The 16,327-nt window shown below is 60.4% G+C and carries 7 protein-coding genes; 2 read left to right on the top strand and 5 right to left on the bottom strand.

What is annotated here, in order from left to right; translation table 11 throughout:
- Positions 1-81 precede the first annotated feature (81 nt).
- From P8K07_11285 to P8K07_11275, 3 genes are all read right to left on the bottom strand, one after another.
- Positions 82-4,263, bottom strand: a complete 4,182-nt coding sequence (locus P8K07_11285) for a hypothetical protein (GenBank protein ID MDG1959102.1) — start codon at positions 4,261-4,263, stop codon at positions 82-84.
- 127 nt (positions 4,264-4,390) lie between these two features.
- Complete coding sequence (locus P8K07_11280) at positions 4,391-7,186, bottom strand: GxGYxYP family putative glycoside hydrolase (protein ID MDG1959101.1); 2,796 nt, start codon at positions 7,184-7,186, stop codon at positions 4,391-4,393.
- Entirely contained in the window at positions 7,183-11,151 is a 3,969-nt protein-coding gene (locus tag P8K07_11275; GenBank protein ID MDG1959100.1) for an L-type lectin-domain containing protein, read from the bottom strand. The genes P8K07_11280 and P8K07_11275 overlap by 4 nt, the downstream gene beginning before the upstream one ends.
- 206 nt (positions 11,152-11,357) lie before the next feature.
- Here P8K07_11275 and P8K07_11270 point away from each other — a divergent pair, with 206 nt between their 5' ends.
- Positions 11,358-13,739, top strand: coding sequence for a penicillin acylase family protein (locus P8K07_11270; protein ID MDG1959099.1), 2,382 nt, complete (start codon positions 11,358-11,360; stop codon positions 13,737-13,739).
- A 60-nt stretch (positions 13,740-13,799) separates the two neighbouring features.
- Here P8K07_11270 and P8K07_11265 read toward each other — a convergent pair whose 3' ends face one another.
- The gene (locus tag P8K07_11265; protein MDG1959098.1) at positions 13,800-14,915 is read right to left on the bottom strand and encodes a glutathione S-transferase family protein; all 1,116 of its coding nucleotides are present in this window, start codon (positions 14,913-14,915) and stop codon (positions 13,800-13,802) included.
- A 236-nt stretch (positions 14,916-15,151) separates the two neighbouring features.
- On the opposite strand from P8K07_11265, the gene yaaA reads away from it, so the two are divergent.
- Positions 15,152-15,943, top strand: a complete 792-nt coding sequence (gene yaaA, locus P8K07_11260) for a peroxide stress protein YaaA (protein MDG1959097.1) — start codon at positions 15,152-15,154, stop codon at positions 15,941-15,943.
- A 13-nt stretch (positions 15,944-15,956) separates the two neighbouring features.
- Here the strand turns inward: yaaA and P8K07_11255 are convergent, their stop codons facing one another.
- Positions 15,957-16,286, bottom strand: a complete 330-nt coding sequence (locus tag P8K07_11255) for a cupin domain-containing protein (protein MDG1959096.1) — start codon at positions 16,284-16,286, stop codon at positions 15,957-15,959.
- Positions 16,287-16,327: the final 41 nt, after the last annotated feature.

Below are 16,327 nucleotides of genomic sequence, written 5' to 3'. Positions count from 1 at the left end.
GACTTCCCTTAGCATGATCGAGGCCGGGATTCGCAAGCGCCCCGCCAGCACTCCGGGGAGGCGGGGCGTCGGTGTTTGGTATTAGAAGTGAATCGCGTGCACTCCATCGAGAAATGCACCCGACGGTGATCCCGCAACGGAAGCGATGCAGCTGTTATTGCTCGAGCCGTCGTCGAAGGTGTCGCAATCATACTCCAGATTGTCAGCAGCGTTGAAGATCTGGCAGGTGCGACATCGCCCGGTCGCGACCACACAGCTCGAGAAGCCATCGATATCGACAGCATTTTGAGCACATGGGCCGTCCAGAACATCCGTCAGCCCGACGGTGAAGGGAGTACATTTTTTCCCGAAGAGATCGACGATCTTGAGACGCGCTTTCTCGACTTTGCCCTTTGCATCCGCCGCAACATCAGCGAAGCAGCCTTCCAGCGATTCGGCGGAGATAATCGGATTCTCGGAAGATTTCAGCTGCGCTTTTTTGCAGGCTGTGAATTCCTTCATCTGGAAAAGCAGCACTTTGTCGGCTGTTTTGATCAGGGTCTGCTGACAGACGCCGGCCTTCTTCAGGGTCTTGTCGGTCAAGTCGACCGCCGTGGCATCAGCATCAGGCCCCAGGATATCGCTGAGGAAATCCCGGGCTGACGCCGTAACTTCGGTGGAAATGGTGGCGTCATCCACGTAGGCGAAGTTGGGTTCTTCGGGGCATTTGGTCTTGGAAGGATCGTCGATCTCTCCTTCTTGAGCCACCTTGAGCTTATTGGCTGCTTTCGCGACCTTTCCTTTCACATCCGCGGTCAGGCATGCAGTGATGGTCTGGTTCTCGGGAAGTTTTCCGCGTCCACCATTCTTTATGCAGATCAAATTTTCCTTGCCCTGCGCCTGAGCGATCTTGACTGTCAATCCGTTGACGATATTGATGCATTTCTGCTGGTCTTTGGACTGCGTGGCTTCGATCTGACAGCGACTGGAGCAGCCATCCCCGTTGTTGGTGTCGCCATCATCGCAGGTCTCGCCGCTGTCGGTCACCCCATTGCCGCAACCGGCTTCATTTGTGCAAACCGCCGAACAGCCGTCGCCGTCGATATTGCCGCCGTCATCGCATTCTTCCGTTGCATCCTGGAGTCCGTCGCCGCAGTTGAAATCACAGGCGCCCGGAGCGCATGAGCAAATACCGACGTCACAGCTCTCGCCGCTGGTCAATGGATTTGCGTCGTCGCATGCCGTCGCGTCGGGCAGGTCCTCGTCGGCAGGGCAGGCGCCGCCAGCGCAAACCTCAGTCGCATCGCAGCTACCACTGGGTCCTCGGCAAGTCGTTCCGTCCGACTCGTGGTTCGCTTCGCAATTGCCGCTATCATCACAGGTATCGGGATTGCTGCAGGCAGTGTCCGCAGAGTTCCCGCAGCTGCTCCCGGCCGTCGCGAAGCCATTATCCGCACAGGCGCCAGAGCCGTCACAGGTGTCGGCAAGATCGCAATCTCCGGCGGCCTCCCCACAACTGGTCGCTGCAGCTGCGTGGTTTGCTTCACAACTACCGGAGCCGTCGCAGGTGTCCGGGTCGGTACATTCATCGTCGGCGCTATCGCCACAACTGGTGGCGGCCGCCGCGTGGTTTGCCTCGCAACTACCGGAGCCGTCGCAGGTATCGGGATCGGTGCACTCGTCGTCGGCGCTGTCGCCACAACTGGTGGCGGCCGCTGCGTGATTCTCCTCGCAACTACCGGAGCCGTCGCAGGTGTCGGGATCGGTGCACTCGTTGTCGGCGCTGTCGCCACAACTGGTAGCGGCCGCGGCGTGGTTGTCTTCGCAGCTACCGGCCCCGTCGCAGGTGTCCGGATCGGTACATTCGTCATCGGCGCTGTCGCCACAACTGGTAGCGGCCGCGGCGTGGTTGTCCTCGCAACTACCGGACCCGTCGCAGGTATCAGGATCGGTGCACTCGTCATCCGCGCTGTCGCCACAACTGGTCGTAGCCAGAGCGTGGTTAGCCTCGCAGCTGCCGGAGCCGTTGCAGGTGTCAGGATCTGTGCATTCGTTGTCTGCGCTGTCGCCACAACTGGTCGCAGGCGGAGCGTGGTTAGCCTCGCAGCTGCCGGAGCCGTTGCAGGTGTCGGCATCCGTGCACTCGGTGTCAGCATTGTCGCCGCAGGCGGTTCCGATAATTGCATGCCCGCCATCGGTGCAGCTTCCCGAACTGTCGCAGGTATCCTGGAACGTACATTCTGTGCCGGCGTCGCCGCAGCTGGCGCCCACAAGTGCATGTCGATCCTGACAGGTTCCGAGACCATCGCAGGTGTCGGGATTCGTACATTCCGTGTCGCTGGGGTCTCCACACGCGGTGCCGCCCGAGACATAGCCGTTGTCGGCGCAGCCGCCCGCGCCGTTGCAGGTGTCCTGAATCACGCAGGCGCTGCCGGGGTCACCGCAGGCGGTTGCGGTGTCCGCGTTATTAACTTGGCAGGTTCCGCTGCCGTCACAGGTGTCCGGGTTGTCGCACTGGGTATCCGAGGCATCTCCGCATGAAGTCCCCGAGGCCTCGAAACCGTTGGTGATACAAATTCCCGAAGCGTCGCAGGTATCCTGAAGGATGCATTCGCTGCCGCCGACACCGCAGGCCGTCCCCGGGGAGGCGACTCCGTTGTCGGTGCAGGAGCCCGTGCCGTCGCAGGTATCCTGAATCACACACTCGCTGCCGTCATCGCCGCAGTTCGTGCCCACGTTTTGGTAGCCATTGTCGATGCAGGTTCCGCTGCCGTCGCAGGAGTCCTGAATGGTGCACTCGTCGCCGGCGTCCCCGCAGTTGGCTCCGACAACCTCATGCCCATTGTCGACGCAACTGCCGGCACCGTCACAGGTGTCCTGAAGGGTGCATTCTGTGCCGCTCCCGCCGCAAGTCGCTTCTGTCGATTCGAATCCGCAGGTAGCGGAGCAGCAGGAATTGCCGGAGTCGTCACATTGCTCGCCGATATCGAGCAGTCCGTCGCCGCAGCTGCCGGTCTGGATCGAGATCTGTGCGATGGCCTGATCGTCGCTGATGCCTCCGGTGCTTCCGCCGAAACCGAAGCGCCAGCCAGCCTGCGGTGCCCAGCCGGGTATCTGCACTTCGATCAGGGCCCCGGCCGTGTTGTCGGCGGTATCGGCGACGACGAGCTGCCCGTTGCGATCGACCGCGACCTGCGCATATGTCCACTGTCCTCGAAGCTGTCGGGGACTGGACTCGGCGATCAGGTTCCCGTCGTAGTACGCCCGGATCCGATCGTTGTTGTAGGTCGACCAGACGATCGTCAGGCCGCTGGGGCCGACATTTTGGTTGAAACTCGCGTCACTGAGGTCTCCGAAGCGAAAGCCGATCCCGTCAGCACCGCCGCCATTCCATGCATATTTGGTAAAATAGGCGGCAAAGCTGTCGATGGCCTGCCCTGGGTTCTGATCTTCCAGGATTGCCGAGCCTTGTTGGCTGCCCGCGTTATCGGTCAGTCGGAGGTAAAAATCGTCTTGTCGGGCATTACCGAAGTAACTCCAACCGGATTGAGGCGCGGTCGAATTGAATTGCTCGGGGGGGGCCCCGACGACGTGGGTGACGATCGAGGTATCCTCGATGGTATGTTCGTCGGCGAGACCACCCGTGGAGGCGGCGAGGATGAAGCGCCTCCCGGCAACCGGCGTCCACGAGCCGATGATGCCGACAATACCGGCGCCATCGTGCCAGATTTTAATTTCGCCGTTCGAGCGCACCACCACGCATAGCGAAACAAAGTTTCCGGTGCGCAAATTCTTGGAGGGGCCCTCGACGACCAAGCTGCCGTCGTAGTAGGCCGCGATTTTACCCGCGACATCACCGCTGCCGTTATCATAAGTGTCAAGCGAGACTGCGAGACCATTGGTCACGCCTTCCGGGTCGCTGACAATGCTGTTGGGGTCCCCGAAGTTGAACGAGAAGCCATCGGCTCCCGAAGGACCAGAACCGATAAATAGAGTGGTGCATCCGTGGAAGGAATCTACCGCTCGGCCCGGATCGAGGTCATCGATCACAACCCGGCCATATTCAGATCCCGAGTTGCTCGTCAGGACGATCTTGGCGCTGACGGCCTCGGCATTTCCACTCAATGTTGCTCGTGAGCCGCTCCCCGAGTTCCAGCTGGAGGCGAAACTGCCTGCGCGTGACTCCAGTGGCGTCGCGAGTTGCGCGGTGGCCAGAAGGAGCAAAGCGAGGCCGAATTGCAGGCGAGCGAAACAGCTTGATAAACGAACGGGGCAGGTTTTCATCGGGTGCGACTCCTGTGGGCTGTGCGGGACGTTTCTGGTCATATCGCCCCGGGAGGTCGCAGGTCAATATAATCGTGTCCCAATTGTGGAAATTGCCCCGAGCACCGCCCGGCCGTGACGCGCCGCGCTAGGGTGCGGCTGCGGAGAGAGTCCAGGTCCGCAGGTCGTGATTCTGCGCGGATCCCCCCGTCTGGGCAGAAAAACCGGCGTACATGGAACCGAAACTCGCGAGGTCCACCTCCACCCAGTTCTCCAGTGCCGCGGCGCTGCCTTCGTCGATCAGGCGGATTCGCAGTTGACGCAGTGCGCTCAGGTAGTCCAGTTCCAGCCGATATACATGACCGGTGGAGCCAGGCGTCGGGTCAGCGGTGAAGTCAAGCAGGTCGTTGAAGAAGATTCGGTTGTCCCCGAGCAGAACTTCGAGGGATTCGCTGGTACCTTCGCCATTATCCCAGGTGTCGACGGCGACGGTCAGTGCCGACCCGGTAAAGGAACCGCGGATGCCCGGGTTCGCGGCCAGCCCATCTGGTTGCAGGTAGAAAGACATTCCATCGGCGCCGCCGTTGACCAGATGGCTGATCTGCAGCCGGAAGGCTGTCGACCAGCTTTCTGAAGCATCGATGGGCTGGGACAACCAGGCCGAACCCACCTGACCACCGCCATTGTTGGTCAGGCGCAGCCGTTGCGGGTTGGGCTGGAAGAGAGCGTCCTCGTCGCGAACCCAGAAGGTGGATCCGACCAGTGTGAGATCGGAGGTTTCAAAAGAGGCACCGGTAAAATCATGGTGAAAGGCGATCTGATGGGGAACGTTATCCTGCATCAGTTGGACCAATTCACCGGGTGTCACGATTTCGACGTCGGGTGAGAGGCTCGCCACGACGCTCTGGACCAGACCAAAGGACTGATCCCAGGCCGCGACATTGATCAGGCTGTAGCCGGCTACGCTGCTCGAGTCGCGGCGAGCATTGTTCAGCAGGGAAATGATCGAGGCGGCATCCGAGTTGGCAAGGCCGGTCCACAGCTTGCCGCGCGGTGCAATGATGGGCTTTCCATTGGACCAGTTCACCCGGCCACGACCATCCGCATAGTCTGCGTATTCCAGATAGAAGAGACCCTCGATCTCCTCTCGTGCGGTAAAGCGATCCCAAAGATCGAGTCGCTCTCTGGCTTCGGCGTCGAGAATCTGGATCAGGCTGAGGTCCGCCAGGGACATCCATCCCGCCAGACGCTCGATATGGGTGTCCAGCGCTGCGGTGGGATAGCGGCTCGGGTAGAGATAGCCGCCCCCGGAAGGGCCGACGACAAAATAGTCCTCGCCGCTGCCGGTGGCCGCGTTCGCGTAGTACCAATGCAGAACCGAGGGAGCGAGTTCGGCGAGGGCAGGTGCCATTCCGTAGCCCATATCGAAACTCCCGCGGAGCGGACTACCGTACCAGCGCGCGTCGGTGGCGAAGGTGCCGAGCAGCCATTGGATATTATCGCCATCGGTCATGAGGAAGGAAGCGTAGTGTTTGCCGGGGGATGCGCTGGCAGCGGGTTGGTTTGGTTGGGTTTGTTGGTGTGCCGGGATCCCGCTGAGAGGTGCGATATTATGGGCATGGTCAGCGGCGATGGTGAACGCCCCTCGGTCGGAGCTCGCGCCCACGAAGACATCTTCGCCAATACTCGCGTCTCCCCAGCCGTAGATTGCGGCATCGGGGGCCAACGTTTCCACAAGGTTGTTGCGAAACTCCGAGTTGCCGTCGAAGAAGACCATGGCGCGAGAGAGCACGGCGTAGTCGCGTAGCTGTTGGGTGAATTCTTCGCGTTGCTCAAAGGCGACAACCGGGTTCAGCCGGCTTGCGTAGTTATCAAGGATCAACCCTTCGTTCATGCTGCGCAGGTCGGCGATCCGCTCGAGGCCGCGCGCCAGCGCGCGCCCTTCCATGGAAGCATCCACCAATAAGGCGTTTTCGATACCGGCCAGAGAGTTGGCCACACTGATCGAGTGATCGCCAGCTTGCCAAACAAGGTGTCCGCGCAACAGGTCGCGGAATCGGTCCACAAGCCACCACGCGTCCGAGACCTCCTCGTAAGTGACGCCGCGAGTTGCGGCGAGATCTTCCAGCCAGGTGCGATAGCCGCCGGCACCAGGGTCAAGATAGATTTGCGCGGGGCTGGTTCTGGCCACAAGACCTTGGAGCCCCGCGACCATGACCTGCTCGCCTGAGGTCAGTTCGCTTGTGCGAACGACGTAGAGGTGGAGTGGCTCGCGGGCTTTTTCGATCCGTGTCCGCGACGCGCTGCTTGGGCATGGCCCTGGCGCGGCATTCTTGCAGACCAGATTGGCCAGCAGACCGCCACCGGAAGACTTGAATCGACACGATTCGAAGCGCGAGCAATGGCGGACCTCTTCGCCTGCATTACGTATGGTCAGAACAGTGTCGACCGGACCTGTGGGAGCTCCAAGTGCGCGGAGATTGCTGTCGAGATCGCCGGCGCTGCGCGCCACGACCTTCAATACCTTCCCCGACCGAGCGAGCAGCGATTTGACAGTCGTGAGCGTGTCGAGCGATTCGGGGTCCGTCGCCTTGTTGGTGAAGGAAAATCCGCCGGTCAGCTTCCGCCAGCCACGGACTCCGGGTGCCGAGCCCACGGGGACGCGGAACTGAGCGACGGGTTGCCCGTCCGGGTAGAATACCTGCAGCTCTGCTTCCACGGAACCGGGATCGGTGCCGGTCCCAACCTCGACCAGGCCTTCCTTGTCGCGCGCGACGAAAACTACGCTTGATTTGGCACCGATCGCCGACTTGTCCCGGATCACGAGTTTCCGGGCGGCGATGGAAACATCGGTGATGGCCTCCGCGGGAGCCGCCAAACTGAGGATGACCAAAAGAAGGCCGCAGAGGTGAGCGCTGTTGCGCTTGTTGTCGTTCAGGTTCATGGCATGGGTACTCCGGTAAACTCCCAAGTTCGGATATCATGATTCTCCGCAGCTGTCCCTGTGGTGGCCGAGAATCCGGCCCAGGAGGCCCCCCAGCCATCGAGGTTCAGACCGATGGTCTCTTCGAGATAGCCACCGCCGGACTCGTCAATCAGTCGGATCTGCAATTGGTTCAAGGGCGCCACGTGGCGAACTTCGAGCCGAAAGACTTGCGGGCTCGAGCCGGGGCGGGGGTCGCTGGCCAGATCCTGAAGGTTATTCGAGTAGATTCGATTGCCCGAAAGCCACACCTGCAGAGATTCGTCGGCCCCATCGTCGTTGTTCCAGGTGTCGATGACGACGGAGAGTCGGCGTCCGCCGAGACCAAACCCATGGTGGTTCGGGTTGATCGTCGTGCCGTTGGTTTGCAGATGGAAACCAAGTCCATCGGCCCCATCGGGACCGCCAAAGGTGATCTGGAAACGGCTGATCGAGCTCCAACTTGCGGAGGCATCCCAGCGACTCTCCGCATCCCAGGCCGAGCCATTGCGACCCGAGCCATTGTTCGTCAGGCGCAGTCGTCGCGGATAGGGCGAGAAGATTGGAGCCCCGTCTTCGGTCCAGAACGCATCGCCAACGAGGGCCATGCTGGCGGTCTCGAAATCGCCGCCGGTGAAATCTCGCGCACGGCGTAACTGTCCGGGCGCGAGATCGAGGACCGGCACCGTCCCGGCGAGGAGAAAGGAACGCACGTCATGGTTCTGCGTCGCGTTGCCGGTACGCGCCGAGAAGCCCGCATGGGATGGTCCCAGGTTGCGCAGGTCGATGCTTACGCGTTCATCGAGAAAAGCGTTCGAGCCCTCGTCGAAAAGCGCAATCCTTAATTCCTGAGCGGCAGCCCAGTACTCCAACTCCATCCGGAAAACTCGAGGAAAGGACCCGGGCCTCGGATCCGATGGGAAATCGAGGAGGTTGTTGAAGTACAGGACGGCACCGTTGACCAGAACATAAAGCGATTCCTCGGTTCCTTGCGGCCCGTTGTTGTAGGTGTCAACCACGACGGAAATCCGCGGGCCGGCAAGTCCGGTTCCATTCTCGGCCGGGTTCGCGTCGAGACCATCGGATTGCAGATGAAACCCGAGCCCATCGGCGCCTTCGGCTCCCTGATAAGAGAGCTGGAACTGATAGAAGGCCTTCCAGTTCTGGCTCGCATCGATTTGTGTGCCGGCGTACCAGGCTGAACCCTGTTGGTTTGTCTGGTTGCTGGTGAGGCGTAGTCGTCTCGGTTGCGGCTGGAAAAAAGGTGCGGGGTCTTCAACCCAGACTGCGTTGCCGTTGAGGACAAAATCGGCTGTCTGAAAATCGGCTCCCGTGAAGTCGCGTTGCACGATCGTTCCGGCGGGCAGCAGGTCGGCAAAGACCCCCAGACTGCCGCCGAGGGCGGAGGCTTCGAGTCCATAGAATGTCTTCCCGAGAATCTCGGGAATCGGGAAGCTGCCCAACGTCGAGCTGATGTTCGGGAGGGCGGCGGGGAGCAATTGCTGCAGGGTCACGGACACGAGCGCTTCGTTGAGCTCCAGCGGGTTTTCCAGAACGAGAACGTCGATCTCATTGGCTGCCAGCGGTCCCAGTACAAACTCGAGAAGGCCGAGAATATTATCGAAGCCCACTTCAATGCCCGTGCGGAGATCGACGAGAACATTCAGGATTTGCAGATCTCCTCCGGCGTCCTCGACGATAAAACGAAGCTGGAGATGGCCGATCCTTAGCTCGGCGACCTCGCCGGCCGGACCTGTCTGGGTTGTGAGAAAGGGCGCCAGTCCGGGACGAACCTCGACGCGGACGGGTCTCGTATCGGGCCAGATGGTAGCGATTTCGGGAAAGACGAGCGCCAGCAGGTCGGTGGTGATCGGGGCACCGGCCAGAGCCTCGATGTTGCTTACCAGCAGACCGCATCGGGTCTCTTCGGCCAGCAGTTGGTTCAGGACGGTTCGCGAGAGTGAGAGTGCGACATCGTAAGCGCGACCCGCAACGGGCGTTCCCGCAGCAAAGATCGGCAAGTCGCCGGCGGCGACGACGACACCCAGCGGTTCCGCGGATCCTGCAGGCGGCGTGCATTGACCGCTTCCGCCGCCCACATTCGCGGCCAGAGTCAGGTCATTGCGAATGGTGATGCCCTCGTCGTCGATCGGGATATCGGCGATTGGCGCGCTGATGCCGACGCCGAGGCTGTCGCCCAGTACGCCCTGAATGGCGAAGCCGGCGAGAGCAATTTCGATTGCCGAAGCAATGGGCGTATCGTCATCGCCTGGAGATTGATTGTCGAGGAATCCGGTGAATCCGTCGCGCACAAGCGACTCCACATCGCCGAGGAAATTTCCGACAAGGCTCTCGAGCAGTCCGCTGCCAAAGCCGTCGCCGCAATCGGTGTCGGCGCTGAAGCCGGCGAAGCTGACGTCGATGCCTCCGAGCTGTGTGACGTCGATTCTGGTGCGATCGGCGGGGGCCCACCAGAGGTCGAAGTTGCCGCGAAGAACGGCGGCGTCCGAGGTGACGTTGATGTCACAGCCAAGTTCGACAACGCGGGCGCTCAACGACACAGCTTGCAGGACGATTTCGGCCTCCACGTAGCCCACACCGGCGCCGCGTGCGTCGGCACCCAGTCGGAACCCGGCCACTGCGGGCGGTGGTGCATTGCTGCCGTTGGAGGGGTTGATGGTGACGTCCGTGGTGAGACATCCGATCACGCAAAGGTATTCGAAGTCGTCGATGACCAGAGTGCCGGGTGGGAGAAGTGAGGGTAGGTCGATCTCGACCATGGAGGCGAGCGACGGTTCCAGACGATCGAGCCCTCGATCAGACAGGCGGAAGGAGAGGCCGGCAGCCTCGGTAGAGCCCAGCGGGATCCCCGAGGTTTGGTGAAGAGTTCGGCGTTGACGAAGCAGGACGTTCTGCGAGCTGGTATGGCGCAGCTCAATCACCAGAGGCTGCAGAACTCCCGAGCCGGCCTGCACGCTGTGGGAGAAGCCCCCCGTGCTGGTGGTCGCGGCAACTTCGTTGTTGACGTAGACGGAATATCTTTCGGGCGCTGCCCCCCCGAATTGACCGTGAGCCTCGATCGAGGTGCCCTGGAAGAACGCTCCCTGAGTGGGGGATTGCAGGCTCAGGAAAGGTTCGGGGTACAAATCATTGAAGGTATCCTCGCCGATTTCGTCCATGGTTGTCGTGAGACATTCGCCGAGAGCGGCGGGATCGGCTGCGCAAAGCCCCAACCGAGCAGGGCTTTCCGCCGCACATGCGAGTGCCGCATCCTGCAGTTTGAGCTCGGCCCTGGCGACTTCGTCGCGAGGATCGGCAAAGCTGTTGAACTCCTTGCAGGACTCTTCGATGCTTGTCCGATCCGCGAGGAAGCGGCAGCGTTGCTGGACCTTCTGGCGTCGGTCAAGAAGAATGCGAGTTGCCTTCCCGACGCTCGCGGCACAGCGCAGATCATCTTTTTCCGGGTTGAACTGAGGTGACGGGTAGGCGGCGTCGGCCGCGCTTGTAGCGCGGGCCTTGGCGAGACAACTCATGCAACTCACTACACCGGCAAAGCTCTCATTCGGTCGGTCGCCGCAGGGTGCCGGGCAGTATCCCAAGCCGGAGGCGAAGGGGCTTTCGCTTTGCGCACAACTTTTTGCAGCAAGTTTGGCGAGCTTCTCCTCTGCCTTGCGAACGGACTTCAGCGCTGCGACATCAGTGCTCTCGAGATCCCGACAATCAGCCGGGGTGTCGCGCCCTCTTATGGTGTCTTCGTGACATTTGGCCTGGTACTTGAAAGCGGTGACGGCCAGCTTGCGGTAGCCTTTGCCGAGGTCCCGTCGGCATTTGATATCTACATCAATGGCGAGAGCATCTGGGGCGATCAGCAGCGACAGTGAGAGCGCCGCGGCCACGAGGCAAGACCGTAGATCGATCCGTCGAACGTTTGGGTTATATTCTTTCATCACGGGAATTTACCAAGCCTCAGGACCATACCTCGGCGCTGCCGGCCGCGCGAGCGACAAAAGTGCTTGGATTATCGATGCTTTTCGGATCTACGGGGGTCTCTCGCGCTATATACGGGATTGTATTCCGGTCCGTCCGGACATAGGAAGGGAAGTCAGGTGCAGGATAACTGTCGGGCAAGGTTCTGACGGAAGAAAGGTTGTCGATGAGAAATCTAAGCGGATTGTTGTGGTTGGGGGCGGTGGTAACGGTCCTTGCGGGCTGTTCCGGCAGTAATTCGGACGAACCCCCGATGCGCGCGGAAATTGTGCGCACGAGCTTCGGCATCCCTCATATCAAGGCAGACAACTTCAAAGGGCTCGGCTACGGCTATGGCTACGCGTTCTCGCAGGATAATTATTGCGAATTGATGAAGGAAGTCGTCCGTGCCAACGGTCGCTCCGCACTTTTTCTGGGAGACGAGGGCAACTTCGACGCCGATGTAGTCTACAGCTTTTTCAACAACGACGAATATATCGAAAACGAATTCATGGCGGCGGCACCACGGGATCTCGACGATCTGGTGGTCGGTTATGCGGCAGGTATGAATCGCTATTTGCGCGAGACCGGCGCCGAGGGATTGCCTGAAGGTGAGACCGGCTGTCGAGAGGCTGCCTACGTGCGCGAGGTGACGCCGATGGATCTGGCCAAGGTCTACCGCAAGCTGATTTTGCGGGGGTCGATGGATCCTTTGATTCGTGCGGTCACCTCGGCTGCACCGCCCGAATCGCTGGCGGCCGCCCCTCGTGTCGAGGCCCAGAGCTTTGCCTTTCAGGCTGAGGATCTCGGGTTTATACCGCCGAGCGAATTCGGCAGCAATGCGTATGCCATCGGAAGAGACGCTTCCCGGTCGGGCAAGGGACTTCTGTTCGGAAATCCTCATTTCCCGTGGAACGGTCCACAGCGGTTTTATAATGTTCATCTGGAAATTCCCGGCGTCTACAATGTTGCGGGTGCATCGTTGTTTGGCGTCCCTTTGGTGAACATCGGTTTCAATGAGGATCTCGCATGGACGCATACCGTCTCCACGGCGCGTCGATTCGCCTTCGTGGAACTGAGGATCCTCCCCACCGATCCCATGCGCTACCAGTATGACGATGAGGTTCGCGAGATCACCTCGCACCCCGTCACCGTGGAGGTCCGTCTCGAGGACGGTAGCGTGGAGGAACGCACCAAAACGATCTATATGAGCCACGTCGGCCCGATTGTGGATTTGGGTGTGCTGAGCCCGGTCGTGGCGGGTTGGCCAACGGCGTTTGGTACGCTCCTGGCTCTTCGGGATGCCAATCTGGAAAACACCGCGGCCCTTCCGCAGTGGCTGGCGATCGGCCAGTCTCATAGCATCGCGGAACTGCTGGAAGCGCTTGAGCTGCTGGGTGTGCCCTGGGTGAATACGATCGCGGCCGATCGAGATGGTCAGGCCCTTTACGGCGATGTCGGCGCGATTCCGAATATCTCCGTAGCCAAGCTCGATGAATGCGGAAAGACGCCGCTGACGGAGTTGCTGACATCGCAAGGGTTCCCCTCTCTCGACGGATCACGCTCTGCTTGTGAATGGGGCGTTTCCCCGGGAGTTCGGGAAGGGCTCTTTGCTGCCGATCAATTACCGGCTCTTCAGAACACGACCTATGTTGCCAATGCGAATGACAGCTATTGGCTCTCCAACCCCGCGCAGCTTTTGACGGACTACTCTCCGGTCATCGGGCGGGAAGACGTGGCGCAGTCCTTCCGCACCCGGTTGACGTTCATGCAGGCTGAAGAGCGGATTGCGGGGACCGATGGATTGGGCCTGCCAGGCTTTGACCGCGAGTTGCTCGAACAGATGCTCTACCTTAATCGGAATATCGGGGCCGATCTCGTGCTCGATGACGTCATCGAGATCTGCTCCGGAGTCGACGACTGGCCAGCGTACAGCAATGCGCCGGCTCAGGCGGCCGAGGCCTGCGAGGTTCTGTCGCTATGGGATACCCGCTATAATAGCGACAGCACGGGACCTCATATCTGGGAAGAGTTCTGGGGGAGGTTGACCGATGTTGCGGATGTGTGGGCGGTGCCCTTTGATGTGACAGATCCGGTTCATACGCCTCGCGAACTCAACCGAAGCAATCTCGATGTTGTGGAAGGCGTGAAGCGTGCTTTGGGCGAAGCAGTCGATGAATTGATTGTGCGTGGACTGCCCATGAATCGTTCTTGGGGCGAGGTGCAGTACAAGGAGGTCGATGGGGATCGTATCCCGATCTCCGGCGGATCAGGTGCTTCGATGTTCAGCGTGATTTCGTCTCGCTACGTCGGCGACCAGGGGCGCGGCTATATCCGTCACGGCAACAGCTATATTCAGGTAGTGACCTGGGATGACAGTCGCTGTCCCGATGCCTCGAGCGTTCTGACCTACTCGCAGTCGACCAATCCCGCGTCCCCGCATTTTGCGGATATGACGCGTGTCTACTCGGCAAAAGAATGGGTCGATATGCCCTTTTGCGCCGACGATATCGAGGCGGACACGGTCTCCGAGATCGTTCTCGAGGCTGTTGCGGAGCCTCTCTCGTAAAATTTTCGGCAGCCTGGCGAAGCGAGGCCTCGATTGTCGGCTCTGTCTTCTGGAGATCGATCAGAGCCAGACTTCGAGGTTCTCGCGCTGGGCCAGGCGTCTGGACAGGCGGATCGTCAGGAGATCGGCGAGGCCGGTGTCGGTCAGCAGGGAGCGCACCGAAGTGCGCTCAGGTTCGGTGAGGGAATCGAAGGTATCCTGTGCGCGCTGTAATTGGAAGAATCGATAGGGCTGAGCCACCGACTCGATCGGTTGACCGCGGACCGAGAAATGCGCCTTGCCGAGAAAGCGCTCGGCCGGCACTCCCGGTGCCGGCGGGGTCGCCCGAAGCCATTGATTGATGGTTTCTGCGGCGGCCTCTGTCTCGGGCAGCAGGTCGGCGGAAAGAATTCGCAGGGTCTCGATCAAGGTCGCAGGGATCTCGTCGTTGGGCAGGTAGTCTTCGCTTGCCTCAAAGAATTCTGGAGTATCGGCGTCGCCTCGGTTCATGCGCTCGACCCAACGGTAAACTCGAACTGCTTTTTCCTGCATGATTCGTGCGGGATAGGGGTCGCGTCCCAAATGGGCATAGAGGGGCGCGATCAGGCCGAAGTCGCCGATACAGGGTTTGCCGCCGAGGAGGTAAGGGTGGGCCGAAAAATGAGTATCGAGGGCCGCCAGAAGCTCCAGATAGAGTGACTCGACCAAATCCTTTGTTTCGTCACGAACCCCCCAGAGCCCCGCAACAAAGCGCATTTTCTCCATCATGCGTTCCGTTTTCTCCGGACGCGCCGGGACGTCTCGCTGGGAGTAGTAGAAATGGTGCCTGAGAAAGCTGAGGTTCTGGTCCGGGAAGTTCCAGCGGTAATGCATGGCCGGGCGCAGGAGGCCATCGGTTCCAACCAGGTCGAAAAGGGAACTGACCACCTTCTGGCGCGCCGTAGAGGGTTGGCAGGGATGCCCGGTGGCCTGCTCGAAATATTCGATGATTGCGGCTCCGTCTCGAATAACGGTGCCGTCCGGCGTCTTGAGGGTCGGAATCGTCGGTAATTTTGCCAGCGGGAGAATATCGTTCTTGAAGCTTTCGTGGCCCGTGGAAAGCTCCTGAAACGGGATCTGATTCTTGATCAGGTAGGAGCGCGCCCTTCCTGAATACAAGGAGTGCGTGATGGCAAAAAGAGTATGTTTCTCCGACATTGGCTGCTCTCGCTTGGCTGGGGTGAGCCTGCAATCATCTTTGCAGGGCAAGCACTAGGCGTCGCGTATCGGGGTTCTTTTCGCAACCCGGATGGGCAGAGGGGATGGGATCTCGCGGTGGATCGCCGGTGCTCGGGGGACGGCGCAACGGTCGCGTGCGGCTCTCGGTGGCCGTTTGCCTGCCCGGCGGGCGGGCAAGGGTTTTCATGCAGGCATTGGTCCGGTAAAACCGAAGAGTGCTGATTGTTATTTCTCCCGCCAAATCGCTGGATTTCGAGTCCCCTCTGGCCACCGACAAGTCCTCAACGCCGAGGATGCTGCGAGATTCGCGCGAGCTGGTCTCGGTCATGGCGCAGAAATCGGCGAAGGATCTCTCGAAGTTGATGAGCATATCGGCCCCTCTCGGGGAGTTGAACCACGAGCGTTTTCAGCAGTGGCACACGCCCTTCACCCCGGACAACTCGCGCCCAGCGCTCACGGCTTTTACCGGCGACGTCTATCTCGGGATGGACGCGCCCGGTTCGTTCACGAGTCGCGACTACACCCATGCGCAAAAGACTCTGCGCATCCTGTCGGGTCTATATGGCGTGCTGCGGCCTCTTGATCTCATGCAGGCCTACCGGCTTGAGATGGGCACCTCCTTGCCCAATGGTCGTGGCAAGGATCTGTATGCGTTTTGGGCCGATCGGATCACCCGAACTTTGAACGCCGACCTGGCGGAAAGCCCCGGGGCAAAAGTTCTGGTCAATCTGGCGTCCAACGAATATTTCCATTCGGTACGCGCCAATGAGGTCGAAGGGCGGATCGTCACGCCCAAATTTCTGGATGCCAAGGATGACGGCCCCTACAAGATCGTGAGCTTTTTCGCCAAGCGTGCCCGCGGTGCGATGTCCGGCTGGCTGATCCGAGAGAGGATCAAATCGGTCTCGGCCATAAGCGACTTCACAGGGATGGGCTATCGGTTTGACGACAGTCGTTCGTCGCCGGAGGAGCCGGTCTTCGTGCGCGAAAACAGCAGCAAGAGTTAGGCCTCTCTTCTCCTCAGCGGGGTCCGGGCGCGAGGATGGCCAGCACGATCAACCTTTCCTTGCCTGTATTGCGAATCCCATGGGGTACGCCTTCCGGGGCCACCAGGACCATCCCGGCGGACATCGGCACCTCTTCGCCTTCGAGAAGGAATTCCCCCTCGCCCGCGACGACCTGGTAGACTTTGTCCATCCCGGTATGCGCGTGGAGCGCATGCTCTTGCCCTGGCTCGAAACTATTGAGTCCGACCAGCAAGCGCTCGGATTCGAAAAGTGTCGCCTTACCCATTTTGGAGGGTTGGAAGATCGCATGGTCCTCGGGTCGGATCGCTACAGGGTGATTCATGGCATCGGCTTTCTTGGTTGCTGTTCGCGGTTGGCAAAGGA

Source organism: Candidatus Binatia bacterium, assembly GCA_029248525.1.
Taxonomy (GTDB): domain Bacteria; phylum Desulfobacterota; class Binatia; order UBA12015; family UBA12015; genus UBA12015.
The sequence above is the reverse complement of the archived record's forward strand: the minus strand, read 5'-3'. Positions and strand labels throughout refer to the sequence as shown.

Bases quoted from the DNA above. Each gene is read 5' to 3' on its own strand.
- P8K07_11285 (MDG1959102.1), bottom strand. From the start codon at position 4,263: ATGAAAACCTGCCCCGTTCGTTTATCAAGCTGTTTCGCTCGCCTGCAA.
- P8K07_11280 (MDG1959101.1), bottom strand. From the start codon at position 7,186: ATGAACCTGAACGACAACAAGCGCAACAGCGCTCACCTCTGCGGCCTT.
- P8K07_11275 (MDG1959100.1), bottom strand. From the start codon at position 11,151: ATGAAAGAATATAACCCAAACGTTCGACGGATCGATCTACGGTCTTGC.
- P8K07_11270 (MDG1959099.1), top strand. From the start codon at position 11,358: ATGAGAAATCTAAGCGGATTGTTGTGGTTGGGGGCGGTGGTAACGGTC.
- P8K07_11265 (MDG1959098.1), bottom strand. From the start codon at position 14,915: ATGTCGGAGAAACATACTCTTTTTGCCATCACGCACTCCTTGTATTCA.
- P8K07_11255 (MDG1959096.1), bottom strand. From the start codon at position 16,286: ATGAATCACCCTGTAGCGATCCGACCCGAGGACCATGCGATCTTCCAA.